Here is a 14,852-nt window from a genome sequence, read left to right as displayed (position 1 = left end):
GCGCCGGGGTCGCCGGGGGCGGCCCGGCCGGCGCGGCAAGGCCGGTCGCGAAGCCGGCGGAGGGGCGACCCGGAGCCGGGTCCACGGCGGCGCGGGAGCGGTTCGCGGGCCGAATCGGGTCGCGAACCGGCGCGAACCCGGCCCGTCGCCGGACCTGACCCGGGCCGGATCCGGCGCGGATCGGCGCCGGCGCGCGGCCGAAGCGGGCGCGGCGGCGCAAAAAACTGGCCGCGCGCGCGTCCAGCGGCTACCCTACCGCCGCCGGGCGGCCACAAACCGCCCGTTCTTGCATTCGCGGACTGGATTCCGCGACGACGACGCGTCCAAAAACAATCTTCGGGGTGAACCTACATGTCTGCGCTGATCTGCGGCTCGCTGGCCTACGACACCATCATGGTGTTTCCGGACCAGTTCAAGAACCACATCCTGCCGGACAAGGTCCACATCTTGAATGTGTCGTTCCTGGTGCCGCGCATGCGCCGCGAATTCGGCGGCTGCGCCGGCAACATCGCCTACAACCTCAAGCTGCTCGGCGGCGATCCGTTGCCGATGGCCACCGTCGGCCAGGACTTCGGCCCGTACCGCACGCACCTGGAAGCCTGCGGCATCCGCCTGGACTGCGTGCGCGTGTTCGAAGACCAGTTCACCCCGCAGTGCTTCATCACCACCGACCTGGACAACAACCAGATCACCGCCTTCCACCCGGGCGCGATGTCGAACTCGCACAGCAACCATGTGCGCGACGTGGCCGGCGTGAGCTTCGGCATCGTCGCGCCGGACGGCCGCGACGGCATGCTGCAGAACTCGAAGGAATTCGCCGAACTCGGCATTCCCTTCATCTTCGATCCGGGCCAGGCGATGCCGCTGTTCAACGGCGAAGAGCTGCGCGCGTTCATCGAGCAGGCCGATTACGTCGTGGTCAACGACTACGAATCCAACCTGCTGCAGACCCGCACCGGCTGGGACGAGAAGCAGATCGTGTCGCGGGTGAAGGCCTACATCACCACCCTGGGCCCGCGCGGCGCGATCATCCACACGCCCGAAGAGACCTACACCATTCCGCCGGCCTACGAACGCCGGGTGACCGATCCCACCGGCTGCGGCGACGCCTTCCGCGCCGGCCTGATCTTCGGCATCGAGAAGGGCTACGACTGGCTGACCATCGGCCGCATGGGCAACCTGATGGGCGCGCTGAAGGTCGAGCACCCGGGCACCCAGAACCAGCGCTTCGATTACGCCGAATTCGCCGAGCAGTTCCGTCAGCAGTTCGGTTACGCGCTGTAAGCGCAGCGCCATCGTCGCACTCGCGAAATCCCGGCTCCGGCCGGGATTTTCGTTTCTGCACGGCCTACCTCATGGCCTACCTGTAGGAGCGGCGCAAGCCGCGACCGCGCCACCGCGACTACGACGCAAGCCCCTGCCACCCGCGAATCGCAGTTTGCGCCGCGACCTGCCGTTGCGCGGTCGCGGCTTGCGCCGCTCCTACAGGGGGAAATCGCGGCCCTGTCGCGGCTCATGGAGCAGCGCAGCGCCCGCCGTAGAATCGGCGCGACCTCCCGCCAGGATCCGCCCATGCCGCGCTGCGCCCCGCTCCGCCTGCCGCTGCTGCTCGCCACCCTGCTCGCCGCCTGCGCCGCGCACGCCGACGGCGTCGGCCTGGGCACGCTGGACACCCGCGAGCCGGTCACCGGCACAAAAGTCCCGGCGGCGATCTTCTATCCCAGCCGCGAGGCCAAGGCCGACGCGTCCGCCGACATCGGGCCCTACACCGTGCAAGCCCAGCGCGACGCTGCGCCGGCGGACGGCAAGTTCCCGCTGATCGTGCTCTCGCACGGCCACCTGGGCAGCATGTACGGCCATCACGACCTCGCCGCGGAGCTGGCGCGGCACGGCTACATCGTCGCCGCGCCGCAGCACACCGGCGACAGCTACGACGACGCCAGCGGCGCCGGCACCGACCGTGCCCTGCTCGGCCGCGCCTGGCAGGCCAGCGCGGTGATCGACGCGCTGCTGGCCGACCCGCGCATCGGCGTGCATGTCGACGCCGAGCGCATCGGCGCGGCGGGCTTCTCCGCCGGCGGCTACACCACCTTGTTGCTGCTCGGCGCCCAGCCCGATTTCGATCTGTTCCCGAAGTACTGCGCGCAGCATCCCGGCCTGCCCGAACTGTGCGACCGGCCGCTGCCGGCGAAGATGCGTACCTTCGACACGCCGCCGCCGACCGTCGATGCGCGCGTGCGCGCCGGCTTCGCGATGGCGCCTTTCAGCATCCTGTTCGACGCCGACAGCTTCCGCGCGATGCAGCGCCCGGTGTTCCTGTACATCGCGCAGAAGGACCAGGTGCTGGCGCCGGCCGACAACGGCCTGCGCATCCGAGGCCTGATTCCGAACCTGGCCGGTTTCGCCGAAGTGCCCGGCGCCGGGCATTACGTGTTCCTGCCGCCGTGCAGTGCCGCTTTCGCCAAGGAAGTGCCGGCGATCTGCACCGACGCACCGGGCGTGGATCGCGCGGCGGCGCATCGCGACATCAATGCGGCGGCGGTGAAGTTCTTCGATGCGCAGTTCAAGGCGAAGGCGATTGCGCCGGCGCAGAGCGCGGGCCAGGTGAAAAACGAGTTGTGATCGCAAGCTGGGCGATCTACCTGTAGGAGCGACGCGAGTCGCGACTGCGGGGCAACCGATCGCGCCGGAGCTTTCGCCGCAGTTGCGGATTCGCGGTCGCGACTCGCGTCGCTCCTACAGGCAGATCGCGCAGCCGCGCGGTCAGCGTATAGCGCCGCGCCAGCGCGCGAACGCCGCGGCGTCACCATCGAACACGTTGAGATCCACCGGCCCGTCGATGCCGGCGACGCGCGCGCGGTTGTGGTATTGCCACAAGGTCCACGCCGCGCGCGAATCCGGCGTGTGCAGGATCGAACGCCGCCACAGCGGCCGGGGCGGCAGCGCGTCGCGGTAGGCGTCGAAGAATTCGGGCGTGACGTACAGCAGCGCCGGCTTCGCATAGGCCGCTTCCACCGGCGCCAGGAACGCGTCGAGTTCGGCGCGCATCGCCGCCGCGTCCGGGCGGCGGCCGCAATTGCCGCCGAACTCCAGGTCCAGCGCCGGCGGCAGCGCGTCGGCGCTGGCCGGCGCGGCGGCGAGGAAGTTCGCCGCCTGCTCGGCGCCGCCGCGGCAGAAGGTGAAGAAGTGGTACGCGCCGGCCGCCACGCCGGCTGCGCGCGCGCCCGCGGCGTTTTCGCCGTAACGGCGGTCGCGGTGGTCGCCGCCTTCGCTGGCCTTGAGGTAGGCGAAGACGACGTCGTCGCGCGCGACCGCGTTCCAGTCGATCGCGGCCTGGTGATGCGAAACGTCGATGCCGCGCAACGGGTAGCGTTCGCGGTCGGGTTGCCAATGCAGGAACCACGCCCGCGCGGCGATGCCGGCAGCGAGCACCGTCGCGGCGATCACGAAAGTGCCCATCGCGATGCGGCGCCAACGCCGGCGCGTGCGCTTGTACGTCATCTTCGCCCGCCCATGCCGTGCGCGCCGCTCAGGGGTACACGGTCGGGTCCAGCGCCACTGCGGCGCGGGTCAGGACGGCGTCGATCGCGGCCATATCCTTCATCTCGGTGGTTTGTTCGTTGCCGCCGCGGCCTTTGCCGTCGACCAGGATCTTGATCTGGTCGCATCGGTGGGACAGCAGCAGCTGGTAACGATGCCCGCCGTCGGCGAAGGCGACCGCGTGACGATAGATCGGCTCGCAGATGAAACCGTAGCTGGGCACGTTCGCCAACGCCTCGCGCGCCGCCTTGAACACCAGCGGGCGATCCGCCGCGCCGACCTCGACGCTGCCGAGCACGCGATTGCTGTCGATGCAGTCGTGGCCGCGGCACCATTCGCGCTGGGTCTGACGGATGAACTCCTCCATGCGTTGCCCGCGCTCGTCCAGCGACCACAGGTCCCACGCTTCCGGCGTGCCTTGCTTCGGCGTGGGCTGCAGCGAGTACAGCGTCAGCGTCTGCGCGCGCTGCAGCGCCGCCAGCGCCTGCGCGCGCACGCTGCCCGGCCACGGTGCGCCCGGCGCGGCCTGGCTCGCCTGGCCGCTTGCAGGCGCGGCAGCGGGCGCGGGCGGCGCGTCCGCCGCTGCGCACGCGGAAAAACTCGTGCATGCCGACATCAACATCGCCAGCACCGCCGCGATCGTGCTCCAGCCGCTTCGCGAATCCATTCGTCCTCCGTCCTGCATCCTCGCTCCTGCACGGCCCGGCGTTCGCTCAGTCCGCGGCCACCGCCATGAAACGGCCACCTCGCCTTACTTCCACCCGGGCATCTTCTCCGGCTTCAACCCGCCGACCTCGAAGCTCGCGGTGCGGGTGCCGCCGGCCTTGACCGGGAACTCGATGCTCAGCGCTTTCGCACCGCCGACCAACTTCCACAGCGCACGCTCGTCCTCGACGAACATGGCGATGGCTTCGTCGGTCTTGGGCCGGCTGCCGGCCATGGTCTTGGTCTTGCCGTCCACCGTCACCTTGAGCTTGCAGCCGCCGTAACAATTGAAGTCGCCGGTCTGCAGCACGAGGTAGCTGCTGCGGCCCCAATCGGGATGGTCGCGGAAGATCAACTGCACCGGGCGCGGCGTGCCACCGTCGGTTTCCACGTTGGCTTTTGCGTAGATCGAAGCCGACAACTGGATGCCGTCCTTGCCCTTGGCGAGCTTGACCGGCGTGCTCATGTACGACCACAGCGACTCGACCCGGCGCTGCTCGCGCGCAGCCTTGGCTTTGCCCTGCGCTTCTTCGTACTGCGCGCGGATGCGCTCGGCGGTCGGCGTGCCGGCGTACTTGGAAGTCACCATTTCGCCGTAGGCCGCGGCCATGTCCCATTTCTGCTCGGCGTAGGCGGCGTCGAAGTTCTTGGCTTCGGCGGCGGCGGCCTGCTCTTTCTGCGCGGCCTGAGCGGCCTCGGCGATCTTCGGATCGGGCTTCTCGCAGCCGGCCAGGATCAGCGCGGCGGCGAGCAGGGCGGTGGCATGGCAGACGTTCATCGCGGGCGTGCCTCGGTTATCAGTCGGTTCACCGCGTCGGCGGCTTGTTGCGGGCGTTCGACGATCGACATATGGCCGCAGCCGCGCAACAACACGCGCTGCGCCTGCGGCAGGCGCGCGGCATACAAATCCAGGGCGCTGGGATCGATCACCACGTCCTGCGCGCACCATAGCAGCAAGGACGGCTGGCGGATGCCGGCGGCCTCGATGCCCGGCAGGAAGCGCTCGTCGCTGCGGCCGATCTTGTCGAGCACGGACTGCTCGAACCCGGCGTCGCGGCGGCGCTTGTCGATGTAGAAGCGGCTGGCCGGCCACGGGATGATCGGCTTGGCCGCATCGTCGTAGAACACGATGTCGATGTAACGCTGCAGCGAAGCGGCATCGTCCACGGCGAACGGATTCTTGCCGCGCAGCACCGCCAGCCCGAAGGCGTTGTCGTTGAAGCGCACGCCGGCGGCGTCGAACAGGCCCATGCGGTCGACGTCTTGCGGATGCCGCGCGGCGGTCAACGCCACGATGCCGCCGCCCATCGAATGGCCGAGCAGCACCACCTCGCTGCCGGGCTTGCGCGCCACCTGTTCGATGAAACGCGCCACGCGCGCGCTCTGGGCGAGGAAGCCGTAATCGCCGCCGGCCTTGCGCTCGCTTTCGCCCCAGCCGGGCAAGTCCGGCACGAACAATCGATAACGGCCGCGCAGGCGCTGCGCCAGCGGATACCAGTTCTCCTTGCTGCCGGTGAAGCCGTGGATCATCACCACCGTCGGCGCGCCGGCCGGCGCTTCGTCGTTGTAGGCGTAGACCCAGCGGTGGTCGTCGATCTTGGCCGCGCTGCGGGTCAGGCCGGCGAGCCAGCGCTGGCGCGCGTAGTCGGCCAGCACCGCGCGGTAGGGATCGGGCCACAGCCAGACCGCCAGCGCGCACAGCAAGACGGCCGCCCCGAGGGCGGCCGTCTTGAACAGGGCGCGACGCTTGCTCATGCGTTCGCGCGTCCGGCTGTTACTGCCCCGCCGGCGCGGCCGGCGCCGCCTTGGCCTTGGCGATGGCCGCCTCGACCGAACCGGTGGTGATCGGGTGATAGCCCGGCTTGGCCTTGGCGAAGGTGTCCTCGGCCAGCTTCAGGCCTTCGGGGGTTTTCACCAGTTCCTCGTAGGTCGGCATGATCAACTTGCGGCGGCCGATCTTTTGCAGGAACGCGGCGATCGCGGCATCCGCCGCGTGGTAGCCGCTGCGCACCGCCAGCGGATACCAGCGCTGGGCGATCTCGCCGTTGGGCGTGCCGGTGAACTTGTAGGCCGCGTCCAGCGCCTTGAGTTGGTCGACGCTGAGTTTTTCCGGCATGCCTTCGACGAAGTGCACCCACTCCTGGGTGCTCCACTTCGCGGTCGCCGCCGCGTCGGGCAGCTTGCCGCCGTCGACCCAGGCCTTGCGGGCGGCGTCGACCGCGTCGAAGCGCGGCGACACCGTCGCCGGCGCCGACTTCGGGATGCCCGGGCCGTAGATCCACTCGTCCAGCTCGGCCTCGCTGACCTTGCCCGGATGCTTGGCCAGCAGGTTGGCCTTGGCGTATTCGACGAACTTCTCGGTCGGGATCGACTGGAACGCGAAGTGGTCGAAGTAGCCGCGCAGGAACGGGTCGAACACGTCGCGGCCGTAGCGCTGTTCCAGGAACTGCAGGAACCACGCGCCCTTGGTGTAGACGGTGGCGCTGGAGGCGTCGTCCGGGTCCTTCAGCGTGCCCGGCTTGAGCGCCAGCGCCTGCAGCTTGGGATCGATGGTCTTGAACTCGGCGGCCAGCTCGTTGCGGCCGATCACGTTCTCCATGTCGGCGCGCTCCTTGCCGTACAGCGCCTCGACGATGCGGTTCTCGACGTAGCTGGTGAAGCCTTCGTTGAGCCAGCCGTCCTTGCTGCTGCTGAAGGTGACCAGGTTGCCCGACCAGCTGTGCGCCAGCTCGTGCGCGACCAGCGACACCAGCGACTTGTCGCCGACGATCACGGTCGGGGTGGCGAAGGTCAGGCGCGGGTTCTCCATGCCGCCGTACGGGAACGACGGCGGCAGCACCAGGATGTCGTAACGCTCCCAGCGATAGGGACCGTAGAGCTTCTCGGTGGTCTCCGTCATCTTTTCGGTGTCGGCGAACTCGGTCGCGGCCTTCTTGACCATCGCCGGTTCGGCCCACACGCCGCTGCGGTTGGAGATCGGCTGGAACACCAGGTCGCCGGCGGCGATGGCGAGCAGGTAGGACGGGATCTTCTGCGGCATCTTGAAGCTGTAGTCGCCGTCGCGCGCCGCCTTCGGGTCGTTGTCGGCGCTCATCAGCACCATCGCGTCCTTCGGCCCGGTCACGTGCGCGGTGTAGGTGAAGCGCACGCTCGGCGTGTCCTGCAGCGGCACCCACGAACGCGCGTGGATCTGCTGCGACTGGCTGAACATGAAGGGCAGTTTCTTGCCCTCGGTCATCGACGGCTCCAGCCATTGCAGGCCGGAGGCGTTCGGCGAGGTCGCATAGGCGACGCGGATGCGCTTGTTGCGCTGCGGCGCCTCGATGGTGAGCTTGCTGCCGAGGGTCTTGTCGGCGTCGGCGAGGGCGAACTTGAGTTCCTGCCACTTGCCGTCGGCGGCTTCGCCGAACACCTGCTCGATCTTCAGCTCGCGGGTGTCGAGCACCAGCTGCACGGCCTTGGGATCGGTCCAGTCGAGGGTGTAGGTAGCGCTGCCGGACAGGGTCTTGGCGGCGAAGTCGACCTTGAGCTCCAGGGCCAGGTCGTCGATGCGCACCAGGTCGGGCTGGGCATAGGAATGTTCGTCGCGGTCGGCCGCGGCAACGGCGGTGTCGCTCACTTTGGCCTCCGGGGTCGCGGCGGGCTTGGCGGAGTCGGCGGCGGGCGCGGCGTCGCGCGAGCAGCCGGCGGCGGCGGTGAGGGCCGCGACGAGACAGACGGTGAGGATCGAGGTGCGCATCGATGGACCAACCACACAATGGGATGAAAGGCCGAGTGTAGCGTCTCGTCCAGCGGCGGGGCTTGTGCATCTTGGCAGTCGACGCGGTGGGGGCGGCGGGGTTTGGGGCGAGGTCTTAGGCGGCGGCTGGCGTGTGCGGGCGGGCTCGGCGGGGCGTGTCGCGGGGGACGGGCGGCCGTCCCTGGGGAACGGCGGCTCGCTAGCGGGCGCCGCGATCTCGCTCGTGTGCGGCGAGGTGGGGGCGCGGCTGCCCGTCGACCCAGAGCCTGCAGCCGACGCCGGACGGCGCCGTGAGTTCGCTCCGGCGGCACGCAGCGTCCCGGCGGCGCGGGGTGGCGGAGGCTCCACGGCCCGGCTAGTCTTGTCCCGTTCTTCCATCATTCGGAACTTTAGACATGACCCTACCCCTCGCAGGCAAAGTCGCCCTCGTCACCGGCGCCAGCCGCGGCATCGGCGCCGCCATCGCCCGCCGCCTCGCCGCCGACGGCGCCGACGTGGCCATCACCTACGTCAGCTCGGCCCAGCGCGCCGAGGAGCTCGCCGCTCAGATCCGCGCAGGCGGCCGCCGCGCCATCGCCATCGCCGCCGACGCCGCCGACGCGCAGGCGGTGACCGCCTCGGTCGAGCGCACCGTCGCCGAGCTGGGCCGGCTCGACATCCTGGTCAACAACGCCGGCGTCTTCGCCTACGGGCCGTTCGAGGACGAGACGCTGGAGAACTACGAGCGGGTCATGGCGATCCACGTGCGCGCGCCGTTCGTGGCCGCGCAGGCGGCGTCCAAGCACCTGCCGCGCGGCGGCCGCATCATCACCATCGGCAGCTGCCTGGGCGAGCGCGTCGGCGCGCCGGGCATGGCGCTGTACTCGCTGAGCAAGGCCGCGGTGGTCGGCTTGAGCAAGGGCCTGGCGCAGGACCTGGGCAAGCGCGGCATCACCGTCAACACGGTGCAGCCGGGCCCGATCGACACCGACATGAACCCCGCCGACGGCGAAGGCGCCGACCACCAGCGCGCAGGTTTGCCGCTGGGCGCGTTCGGCACCGCCGACGACATCGCCGCGACCGTGGCTCATCTGGCCGGCCCGGGCGGCGCGTTCATCACCGGTACGCAGATTTCGGTGGATGGCGGGTTCTCGGCCTGAGGTTCGAGACCGTCGCTGGGCTTGTGCGGCGCCACCCTCCAGCCGTCATACCCGCGAAGGCGGGGATCCAGAGACTTCAGAGTCGTGTCGCGATAAAGCCCTGGATTCCCGCCTTCGCGGGAATGACGGTAGGTGAGTTTCGCGGCGCCTCTGCCAGTGCGTCATCCCCGCGAACGCGGGGGATCCAGAGACCTCAGAGTCATGTCGCGGTAAAGCCCTGGATTCCCGCTTTCGCGGGAATGACGGTAGGTGGGTTGCGTTGGTTGACGCTTAGCCGCGTCTCTTGCAGAACGTCATCCCCGCGAACGCGGGGATCCAGAGACTTCAGAGTCGTGCCGCGGTAAAGCCCTGGATGCCCGCCTTCGCGGGCATGACGGCAGGTGGGTTGCGTTGGTTGACGCTTAACCGCGTCTCTTACAGAACGTCATCCCCGCGAACGCGGGGATCCAGAGACTTCAGCGCGCTGCCTCGATAAGCCCGGCGACCGGCGGCCCGCTACCAAAACACCACCAACAACACGAAACCGATCGCGGCCGCCGCCACCAGCACGCCGACCGCCAACGCCGCGTTGCCGCCGCCGCAATCCTTGCAATACCGCGCGCCCGGCAAGAGGCCGAGCAGGGGAAAGGTCAGCAACGCCAGCAGCCCCAGCGACGAGCCTTCATCGACCGGCCGCTCCTCGCATCGCGCGCACATCCGTCGCACGACGCGGAACCGCTCAGGCCTTGTAGCCGGTATGCACCGCGCAAATCCCCGCCGACAGGTTCTTGTAGTCGACCCGCGCGAACCCGGCCTCGGCCATCATCCGCTTGAGCTCGTCCTGCGGCGGATGCTTGCGGATGCTCTCGGCCAGATACCGGTAGCTGTCGCTGTCGCCGGCGAACAAACGGCCCAGCTTCGGCAGCACGTTGAAGGAGTGGAAGTCGTAGATCGGCTTGAACCACTCGGCCTTCACTTCCGAGAACTCCAGCACCCGCGCCTGGCCGCCGACCTTGAGCACGCGCAGCATCTCGCGCAGCGCGGCGTCCTTGTCGGTGACGTTGCGCAGGCCGAAGGCGATGGTGACCAGGTCGAAGCTGGCGTCGGGGAACGGCAGCGACTCGGCGTTGCATTGCACGTACTCGAAACCGGACACGCGGCCGCGGTCGGTCATGCGATCGCGGCCGACTTTCAGCATGTCGTAGTTGATGTCGCCCAGCACGATGCTGCCGCTGTCGCCGACCCGGTCGCGCAGGAGCGCGGCGATGTCGCCGGTGCCGCCGGCCAGGTCGAGCACGCGGTCGCCGCGGCGGACCTGGGCGGTGGCGGTGAAGTAACGCTTCCAGACCCGATGGATGCCCAGGCTCATCAGGTCGTTCATCAGGTCGTAGTTGCCGGCGACCGAGGAGAACACTTCGCCCACCAGCTTGCGCTTTTGCTCGCGCGGCACGTCGCGGAAGCCGAAGTGGGTGGTGTCGTCGCTGCGGGGCTTGGATTCGTTCATGGCCGCGATTATCGCATGCCAACCGGGCCCGGGCTTTGCCTGGCTGGGAGGGCTTTCAGGCCCGGCTCCGCTCTTGTGGGAGGGCCTTCAGGCCCGATGCCCTTGGCTCGGATCGCCGCAACCTGAGCCAAGGGCATCGGGCCTGAAGGCCCTCCTACAAAGTCCCCCGAAAGGATTAGCCCGGCCCCGCTCCATAGCGCCCGCGCTTTGGCATGATGCAGGGATGACCGCGACCGTGAGCTGGCAAGCCAAGCGTTACGCCGACCTGAGCCTGGACGAGCTCTACGAGCTGCTGCGCCTGCGCTCGCAGGTGTTCGTGATCGAGCAGAACTGCGTCTACCTCGACCCCGACGACAAGGACCGCCACCCCGAGGCGGTGCACCTGATGGGCCGCGCCGCCGACGGCCGCCTCGCGGCCTACCTGCGCATCCTGCCGCCTGGGTTGAGCTATCCCCAAGTCAGCTTCGGCCGGGTGCTGACCGCGGCGGAGTTCCGCGGCCAGCGCCTGGGCGGGCCGCTGCTGGAAGCGGCGCTGATCGAGATCCAGCGCCGCTGGCCCGGCGCCGACATCCAGATCGGCGCGCAATCGCATTTGCAGACCTATTACGGCCGCTATGGTTTCGAGCCCTCGTCCGAGCCTTACGTCGAAGACGGCATCCCGCACATCGACCTGCTACGCCGCGGCCGCGGCGCGGCCTGAGCCGCTGCGGCGATCGGCCGCACCGGCGCGCAGCAGCGCCACCGCGCCGAGCAGCAGCAAGCCGTCCTTGAGCAGGAACTGGCCGGTGCCGCCGACGAAGGGGAAGCCGTAACCGGGCTGCCAGCCCGGCAGGCTCAGCAGGAACGTGTTGGTCAACACGTAGGTGAAGACGGCCGCGAGCAGCCCCCAGCGCGCCACCTGCCAACGCCACGGCCACGCCGCGATCAGCGCCGCGGTGAACAGTTCGATCAGGCCGATCAGATCCGACGCGCCCTGCACGCCCAGCGGCCCGTACAGCCAGGAAAACAGCGGGCTGCTGCGCATCAGCCCGGCCACGCCCTCGGCCTCGACCGCGGTGAACTTCATCAGCCCGATCCACACCAGCACCAGCAACTGGCCCGCCCACAGCGTCCACAGCGCGCGCTGGCGCCCGCGCGCGCAGCCGCGTTCGTGCGCGAACACGCCCAGGGCCAGGCCGGCGATGCCCAGGTGCTTGAGCAGGGTCTGGCCCGAGCCGATCACCGGGAATCCGCCGTAGGGCGGCTCGTGGATCCACGCCGCCGGGCTCAGCAGGCCGAGCAGGCCGGCGGCCCAGAACAGCATCGCCGCGAACGCCGCGTCGCGGCGCCAGCGGCCCGCGGGCGCGATCAGCAGGACCGCGCCGATCGCGCCTTCCAGCACGCCCAGCGCCGGGCTCAGCCAGTGCGCCTGCGCGGCCAGCGCCGGCAGGCCCGCGCCGGTCAGGGTCTTGGCCAAGGCCGCCGCTTCGAAAGGAAAGGCGCGCATCGCGCCGAACCACAGCATCGCCAGCCCCAGCGCGCGCACCGAAACCGCCCACACGCGCGCCGCCGGCGCGCGCTCCATCGCACAGTGCATCTTCATCGCTCCAACATCCGCGCGCATCGGCGCCTACGGTGATAAGAGGCCGCCGCGGCGCGAAAGGGTTCGCGCCGGGAGTGGCGCCGCCCCTCGACCCGGGCGCGCCGGCGCGCCAGACTGCACGGCGATACGCACCGGAGTTCCGCATGATCGCCACCCCCGACTACCGCGCCCTGCTCGCCACCGCTGTCGCCGAAGCCCGCCAGGGTATCGCCGAGGGCGGCATCCCGATCGGCGCGGCGCTGTACCACAACGACGGCCGCCTGCTCGGCTGCGGCCACAACCGCCGCATCCAGGAGAACGACCCCTCGGTGCACGGCGAAACCGACGCCTTCCGCAAGGCCGGCCGCCAACGCCGCTACCGCGACACCATCATGGTCACCACCCTGGCGCCGTGCTGGTACTGCAGCGGGCTGGTGCGCCAGTTCAACATCGGCACCGTGGTGGTCGGCGAATCGGTCAACTTCCGCGGCGGCATCGACTGGCTGCGCGAGAGCGGGGTCGAGGTGATCGATCTGGCCGATCCCGAATGCATCGAGATGCTCGGCGGCTACATCGCGGCCAATCCCGAGGTCTGGAACGAGGACATCGGCGAGGACTGAGTCCGCCGCCGCGCCCTCAGCGACAGATCAGGAATCGGACCAGGAAACGGAGTTCCCATGCCCCCTCGCATCGCCTGGCCGCTGCTGCCGCTCGCCGCCGCGTTGTTCGCGCCGGCGGCGGCGCAACCGCCCGATTGCGGCGCCGCTGCCGAGATCGCGCTGATCTGCCGCCAGGCCGAAGACGGCCGCAAGGCCAGCCTGGTGCGCACCGAGCTGCCCGCGCGCGGCGGCTGCGCGCAGCCGCTGCTGGAAACCTTCACCGACAGCGATCGCGACCGTCCGCGCAGCATCGCCCTGGCCGTCGGCCAGACCGGCGAATGCCGCTTCGCCGACGGCGGCCGCCTGCGCGTGCAGGTGCAGGCCGAACCGCCGCCGCCGGCCGGGCCGTGCAGCAACGCGCCGTCGGCGAGCTTCACCTTGTGGCTCGACGACCGCCGCGTCGCCGACCGGCGCGCGGTGCGCGACCGCTGCGAGATCGCGCCGACGCCGTGGATGTACCGGGTCGACCGCGACGCGGTGTACGACTGCAGCAACGGCGATTGCGGGCCGTTGCTGGCGCCGGATCAACCGCTGTCGTCGCTGCCGGTGGACTCAATGATCGCGCCGGAAGCCGCAGCGAACGCGGCCGCAGCCACAGCGGCCGCCGCGGCGAGCAACCTGCAACGCCTGCTCGACCGCGGCCCGGTCTGCGCCGAACTCGAGCGCCAGCTCGCGCTGGACTGGAATGCGCTCGACCCGTTCCGCCGCGGCGCCGACGACGGCGCGCCGCTGCAGCGAGTGGTCGCGGCCGAAGCGCCGGCCGGAACCGCGCTGCCGGACGGGTTGGAATTCATCCACGGCCCCTGGCGCGCGTTCGACTTCGATTTCGACAACGACGGCTTGATCGACCGCGTCTACCTCGGCGACACCCGCGGCCTGGAGGGTTGGTACTCCTCGCCGCTGTTGGTGGCGGCCGGCGCCGCAGGCGACGGCTTCCGCGCCCGCGACGGCGCCGCCGCGCCGCAGGCGGTGCCGTGCCAGTGGGACGGCGCGCGGCCGCCGCTGTCGCATTGCGACGACCTGCGCAACGCCGCCTGGAACCGGCGCGAGCCGCTGCGCCAGGCGGTGCCTGCACCGCTGCCGGGCATCGCCGACGGCGACGATTTCTTCCAGACCCGCACCACCACCGCGCTGCCGCTGCGTTTCGGCGACGCCACCTATGTCGCGCTGTGGAGCTCGGCCGGGCCCGCGCTCGACTACGTCGGCCTGTACCGGCCGCGGCCGGGCGGCCGGCGCGAGGCGGTGTGCCTGATCCGGCGCGCGGCGGGCGCGCGCTGACGCCGGCTTCGGTTGCGTGCACGCACGCCCAGCGGCCGGCTTACCCCCGTCACTGGGCAAGCGCCACGGCCGGAGGGCAGAATCGCCGGCACATGGCCGCCGCCCCCGCCCCGCTGTCGATCCGCGCCTACCAGCTCAGCGACTGGCCGCGCCTGTGCGACATCCACGACCGCGCGCGCCTGGACGAACTCCAGCGCAGCGCCGGCGTCGCCGCGTTCCGCACCCTGGCGCGCACCGCGCATAGCGAGGGATTGTTCGATGGTCGCCTGGATGTGGCCGAAGTCGACGGAGTGGTGCGCGGTTTCGTCGCCTTCCAGCGCGGCTCGCTCAACTGGCTGTATGTGGATCCCGACAGCTACCGACAAGGTGTGGGGCGGGCGTTGTTGCGGCATGCGGTCGCCGCGTCGGGGGCGGTGATTTCGACTCAGGCGCTGCAGGGGAACGAGCCGGCGATCGCGTTGTATCGCTCGGAAGGTTTCGTCGAGATCGAGCGTCGGTCTGGGCGGCTGGCGGGGTGCGATGAGATTGCGGCTATTGGCGTGATTCTGGAACTACGGCGCTAAGACGAAGGGAACTCGGGTCGTCCGGCAGGCGCAGCACGCATGTCGTTTTAATCCCCCGCTTCAGCTCGCGTCGTTTCCACACCCCGTCATTCCGGCGAAAGCCGGAATCCATTTTGATTTTGATCCTCGCGCGAGGGAGCGAAGGCAACAGCAAAATGGATTCCGGCTTTCGCCGGAATGACGGG

General features: G+C 69.9%; 16 protein-coding genes. 7 read left to right on the top strand and 9 right to left on the bottom strand.

Annotated features, from left to right (window positions below; translation table 11 throughout):
• Window positions 1–351 precede the first annotated feature (351 nt).
• Both BLU84_RS01090 and BLU84_RS01085 read left to right on the top strand, forming a co-directional pair.
• Window positions 352–1,284: a carbohydrate kinase family protein gene (locus BLU84_RS01090; RefSeq protein ID WP_074861762.1), complete on the top strand. Its 933-nt coding sequence runs from the start codon at window positions 352–354 to the stop codon at window positions 1,282–1,284.
• Between the two features lie 288 nt (window positions 1,285–1,572).
• Entirely contained in the window at window positions 1,573–2,622 is a 1,050-nt protein-coding gene (locus tag BLU84_RS01085; protein ID WP_074861759.1) for an alpha/beta hydrolase family protein, read from the top strand.
• A gap of 141 nt (window positions 2,623–2,763) precedes the next feature.
• Here BLU84_RS01085 and BLU84_RS01080 read toward each other — a convergent pair whose 3' ends face one another.
• The 5 genes from BLU84_RS01080 to BLU84_RS01060 all read right to left on the bottom strand — a co-directional run bounded on the left by BLU84_RS01080 (window position 2,764) and on the right by BLU84_RS01060 (window position 7,984).
• Window positions 2,764–3,501: a GH25 family lysozyme gene (locus BLU84_RS01080; protein ID WP_083382226.1), complete on the bottom strand. Its 738-nt coding sequence runs from the start codon at window positions 3,499–3,501 to the stop codon at window positions 2,764–2,766.
• A gap of 28 nt (window positions 3,502–3,529) precedes the next feature.
• A complete protein-coding gene (locus BLU84_RS01075) occupies window positions 3,530–4,207 on the bottom strand; it encodes a hypothetical protein (RefSeq protein WP_074861752.1) in 678 nt (225 codons plus the stop codon).
• A gap of 84 nt (window positions 4,208–4,291) precedes the next feature.
• Window positions 4,292–5,023 (bottom strand): hypothetical protein, encoded by a 732-nt coding sequence (locus tag BLU84_RS01070; protein WP_074861748.1) that lies wholly within the window; start codon window positions 5,021–5,023, stop codon window positions 4,292–4,294.
• Window positions 5,020–6,000 carry an alpha/beta fold hydrolase gene (locus BLU84_RS01065; RefSeq protein WP_074861746.1) on the bottom strand — a complete coding sequence of 327 codons (981 nt, stop codon included), beginning with the start codon at window positions 5,998–6,000 and terminating at the stop codon, window positions 5,020–5,022. The genes BLU84_RS01070 and BLU84_RS01065 overlap by 4 nt, the downstream gene beginning before the upstream one ends.
• 19 nt (window positions 6,001–6,019) lie before the next feature.
• Window positions 6,020–7,984, bottom strand: a complete 1,965-nt coding sequence (locus BLU84_RS01060; RefSeq protein ID WP_074861745.1) for a M1 family metallopeptidase — start codon at window positions 7,982–7,984, stop codon at window positions 6,020–6,022.
• 395 nt (window positions 7,985–8,379) lie between these two features.
• On the opposite strand from BLU84_RS01060, the gene BLU84_RS01055 reads away from it, so the two are divergent.
• Window positions 8,380–9,123, top strand: a complete 744-nt coding sequence (locus BLU84_RS01055; RefSeq protein ID WP_074861744.1) for an SDR family NAD(P)-dependent oxidoreductase — start codon at window positions 8,380–8,382, stop codon at window positions 9,121–9,123.
• Window positions 9,124–9,618: 495 nt separating this feature from the next.
• Here the strand turns inward: BLU84_RS01055 and BLU84_RS01050 are convergent, their stop codons facing one another.
• From BLU84_RS01050 to BLU84_RS28090, 3 genes are read right to left on the bottom strand one after another with little or no spacing between them, the layout of a single operon-like run.
• Complete coding sequence (locus BLU84_RS01050; protein ID WP_074861741.1) at window positions 9,619–9,819, bottom strand: hypothetical protein; 201 nt, start codon at window positions 9,817–9,819, stop codon at window positions 9,619–9,621.
• Window positions 9,820–9,841: 22 nt separating this feature from the next.
• Window positions 9,842–10,606, bottom strand: coding sequence for a bifunctional demethylmenaquinone methyltransferase/2-methoxy-6-polyprenyl-1,4-benzoquinol methylase UbiE (ubiE, locus tag BLU84_RS01045; protein WP_074861739.1), 765 nt, complete (start codon window positions 10,604–10,606; stop codon window positions 9,842–9,844).
• An 8-nt stretch (window positions 10,607–10,614) separates the two neighbouring features.
• Window positions 10,615–10,782 (bottom strand): DUF6053 domain-containing protein, encoded by a 168-nt coding sequence (locus tag BLU84_RS28090; RefSeq protein WP_425479313.1) that lies wholly within the window; start codon window positions 10,780–10,782, stop codon window positions 10,615–10,617.
• A gap of 47 nt (window positions 10,783–10,829) precedes the next feature.
• On the opposite strand from BLU84_RS28090, the gene BLU84_RS01040 reads away from it, so the two are divergent.
• The gene (locus BLU84_RS01040; RefSeq protein WP_074861738.1) at window positions 10,830–11,306 is read left to right on the top strand and encodes a GNAT family N-acetyltransferase; all 477 of its coding nucleotides are present in this window, start codon (window positions 10,830–10,832) and stop codon (window positions 11,304–11,306) included.
• Here the strand turns inward: BLU84_RS01040 and BLU84_RS01035 are convergent.
• The gene (locus tag BLU84_RS01035; RefSeq protein WP_074861736.1) at window positions 11,280–12,188 is read right to left on the bottom strand and encodes a DUF417 family protein; all 909 of its coding nucleotides are present in this window, start codon (window positions 12,186–12,188) and stop codon (window positions 11,280–11,282) included. The genes BLU84_RS01040 and BLU84_RS01035 overlap by 27 nt on opposite strands.
• A gap of 143 nt (window positions 12,189–12,331) precedes the next feature.
• On the opposite strand from BLU84_RS01035, the gene BLU84_RS01030 reads away from it, so the two are divergent.
• From BLU84_RS01030 to BLU84_RS01020, 3 genes are all read left to right on the top strand, one after another.
• Window positions 12,332–12,787, top strand: a complete 456-nt coding sequence (locus BLU84_RS01030; protein ID WP_074861735.1) for a nucleoside deaminase — start codon at window positions 12,332–12,334, stop codon at window positions 12,785–12,787.
• A 57-nt stretch (window positions 12,788–12,844) separates the two neighbouring features.
• Window positions 12,845–14,104 carry a hypothetical protein gene (locus BLU84_RS01025; protein WP_074861733.1) on the top strand — a complete coding sequence of 420 codons (1,260 nt, stop codon included), beginning with the start codon at window positions 12,845–12,847 and terminating at the stop codon, window positions 14,102–14,104.
• A gap of 92 nt (window positions 14,105–14,196) precedes the next feature.
• Window positions 14,197–14,667: a GNAT family N-acetyltransferase gene (locus tag BLU84_RS01020; protein WP_074861729.1), complete on the top strand. Its 471-nt coding sequence runs from the start codon at window positions 14,197–14,199 to the stop codon at window positions 14,665–14,667.
• The last annotated feature ends 185 nt before the right edge of the window (window positions 14,668–14,852 follow it).

Origin of the sequence: Lysobacter enzymogenes (genome assembly GCF_900106525.1) — a bacterium.
Classification (GTDB): Bacteria; Pseudomonadota; Gammaproteobacteria; order Xanthomonadales; family Xanthomonadaceae; genus Lysobacter; species Lysobacter enzymogenes.
The sequence above is the reverse complement of the archived record's forward strand: the minus strand, read 5'-3'. Positions and strand labels throughout refer to the sequence as shown.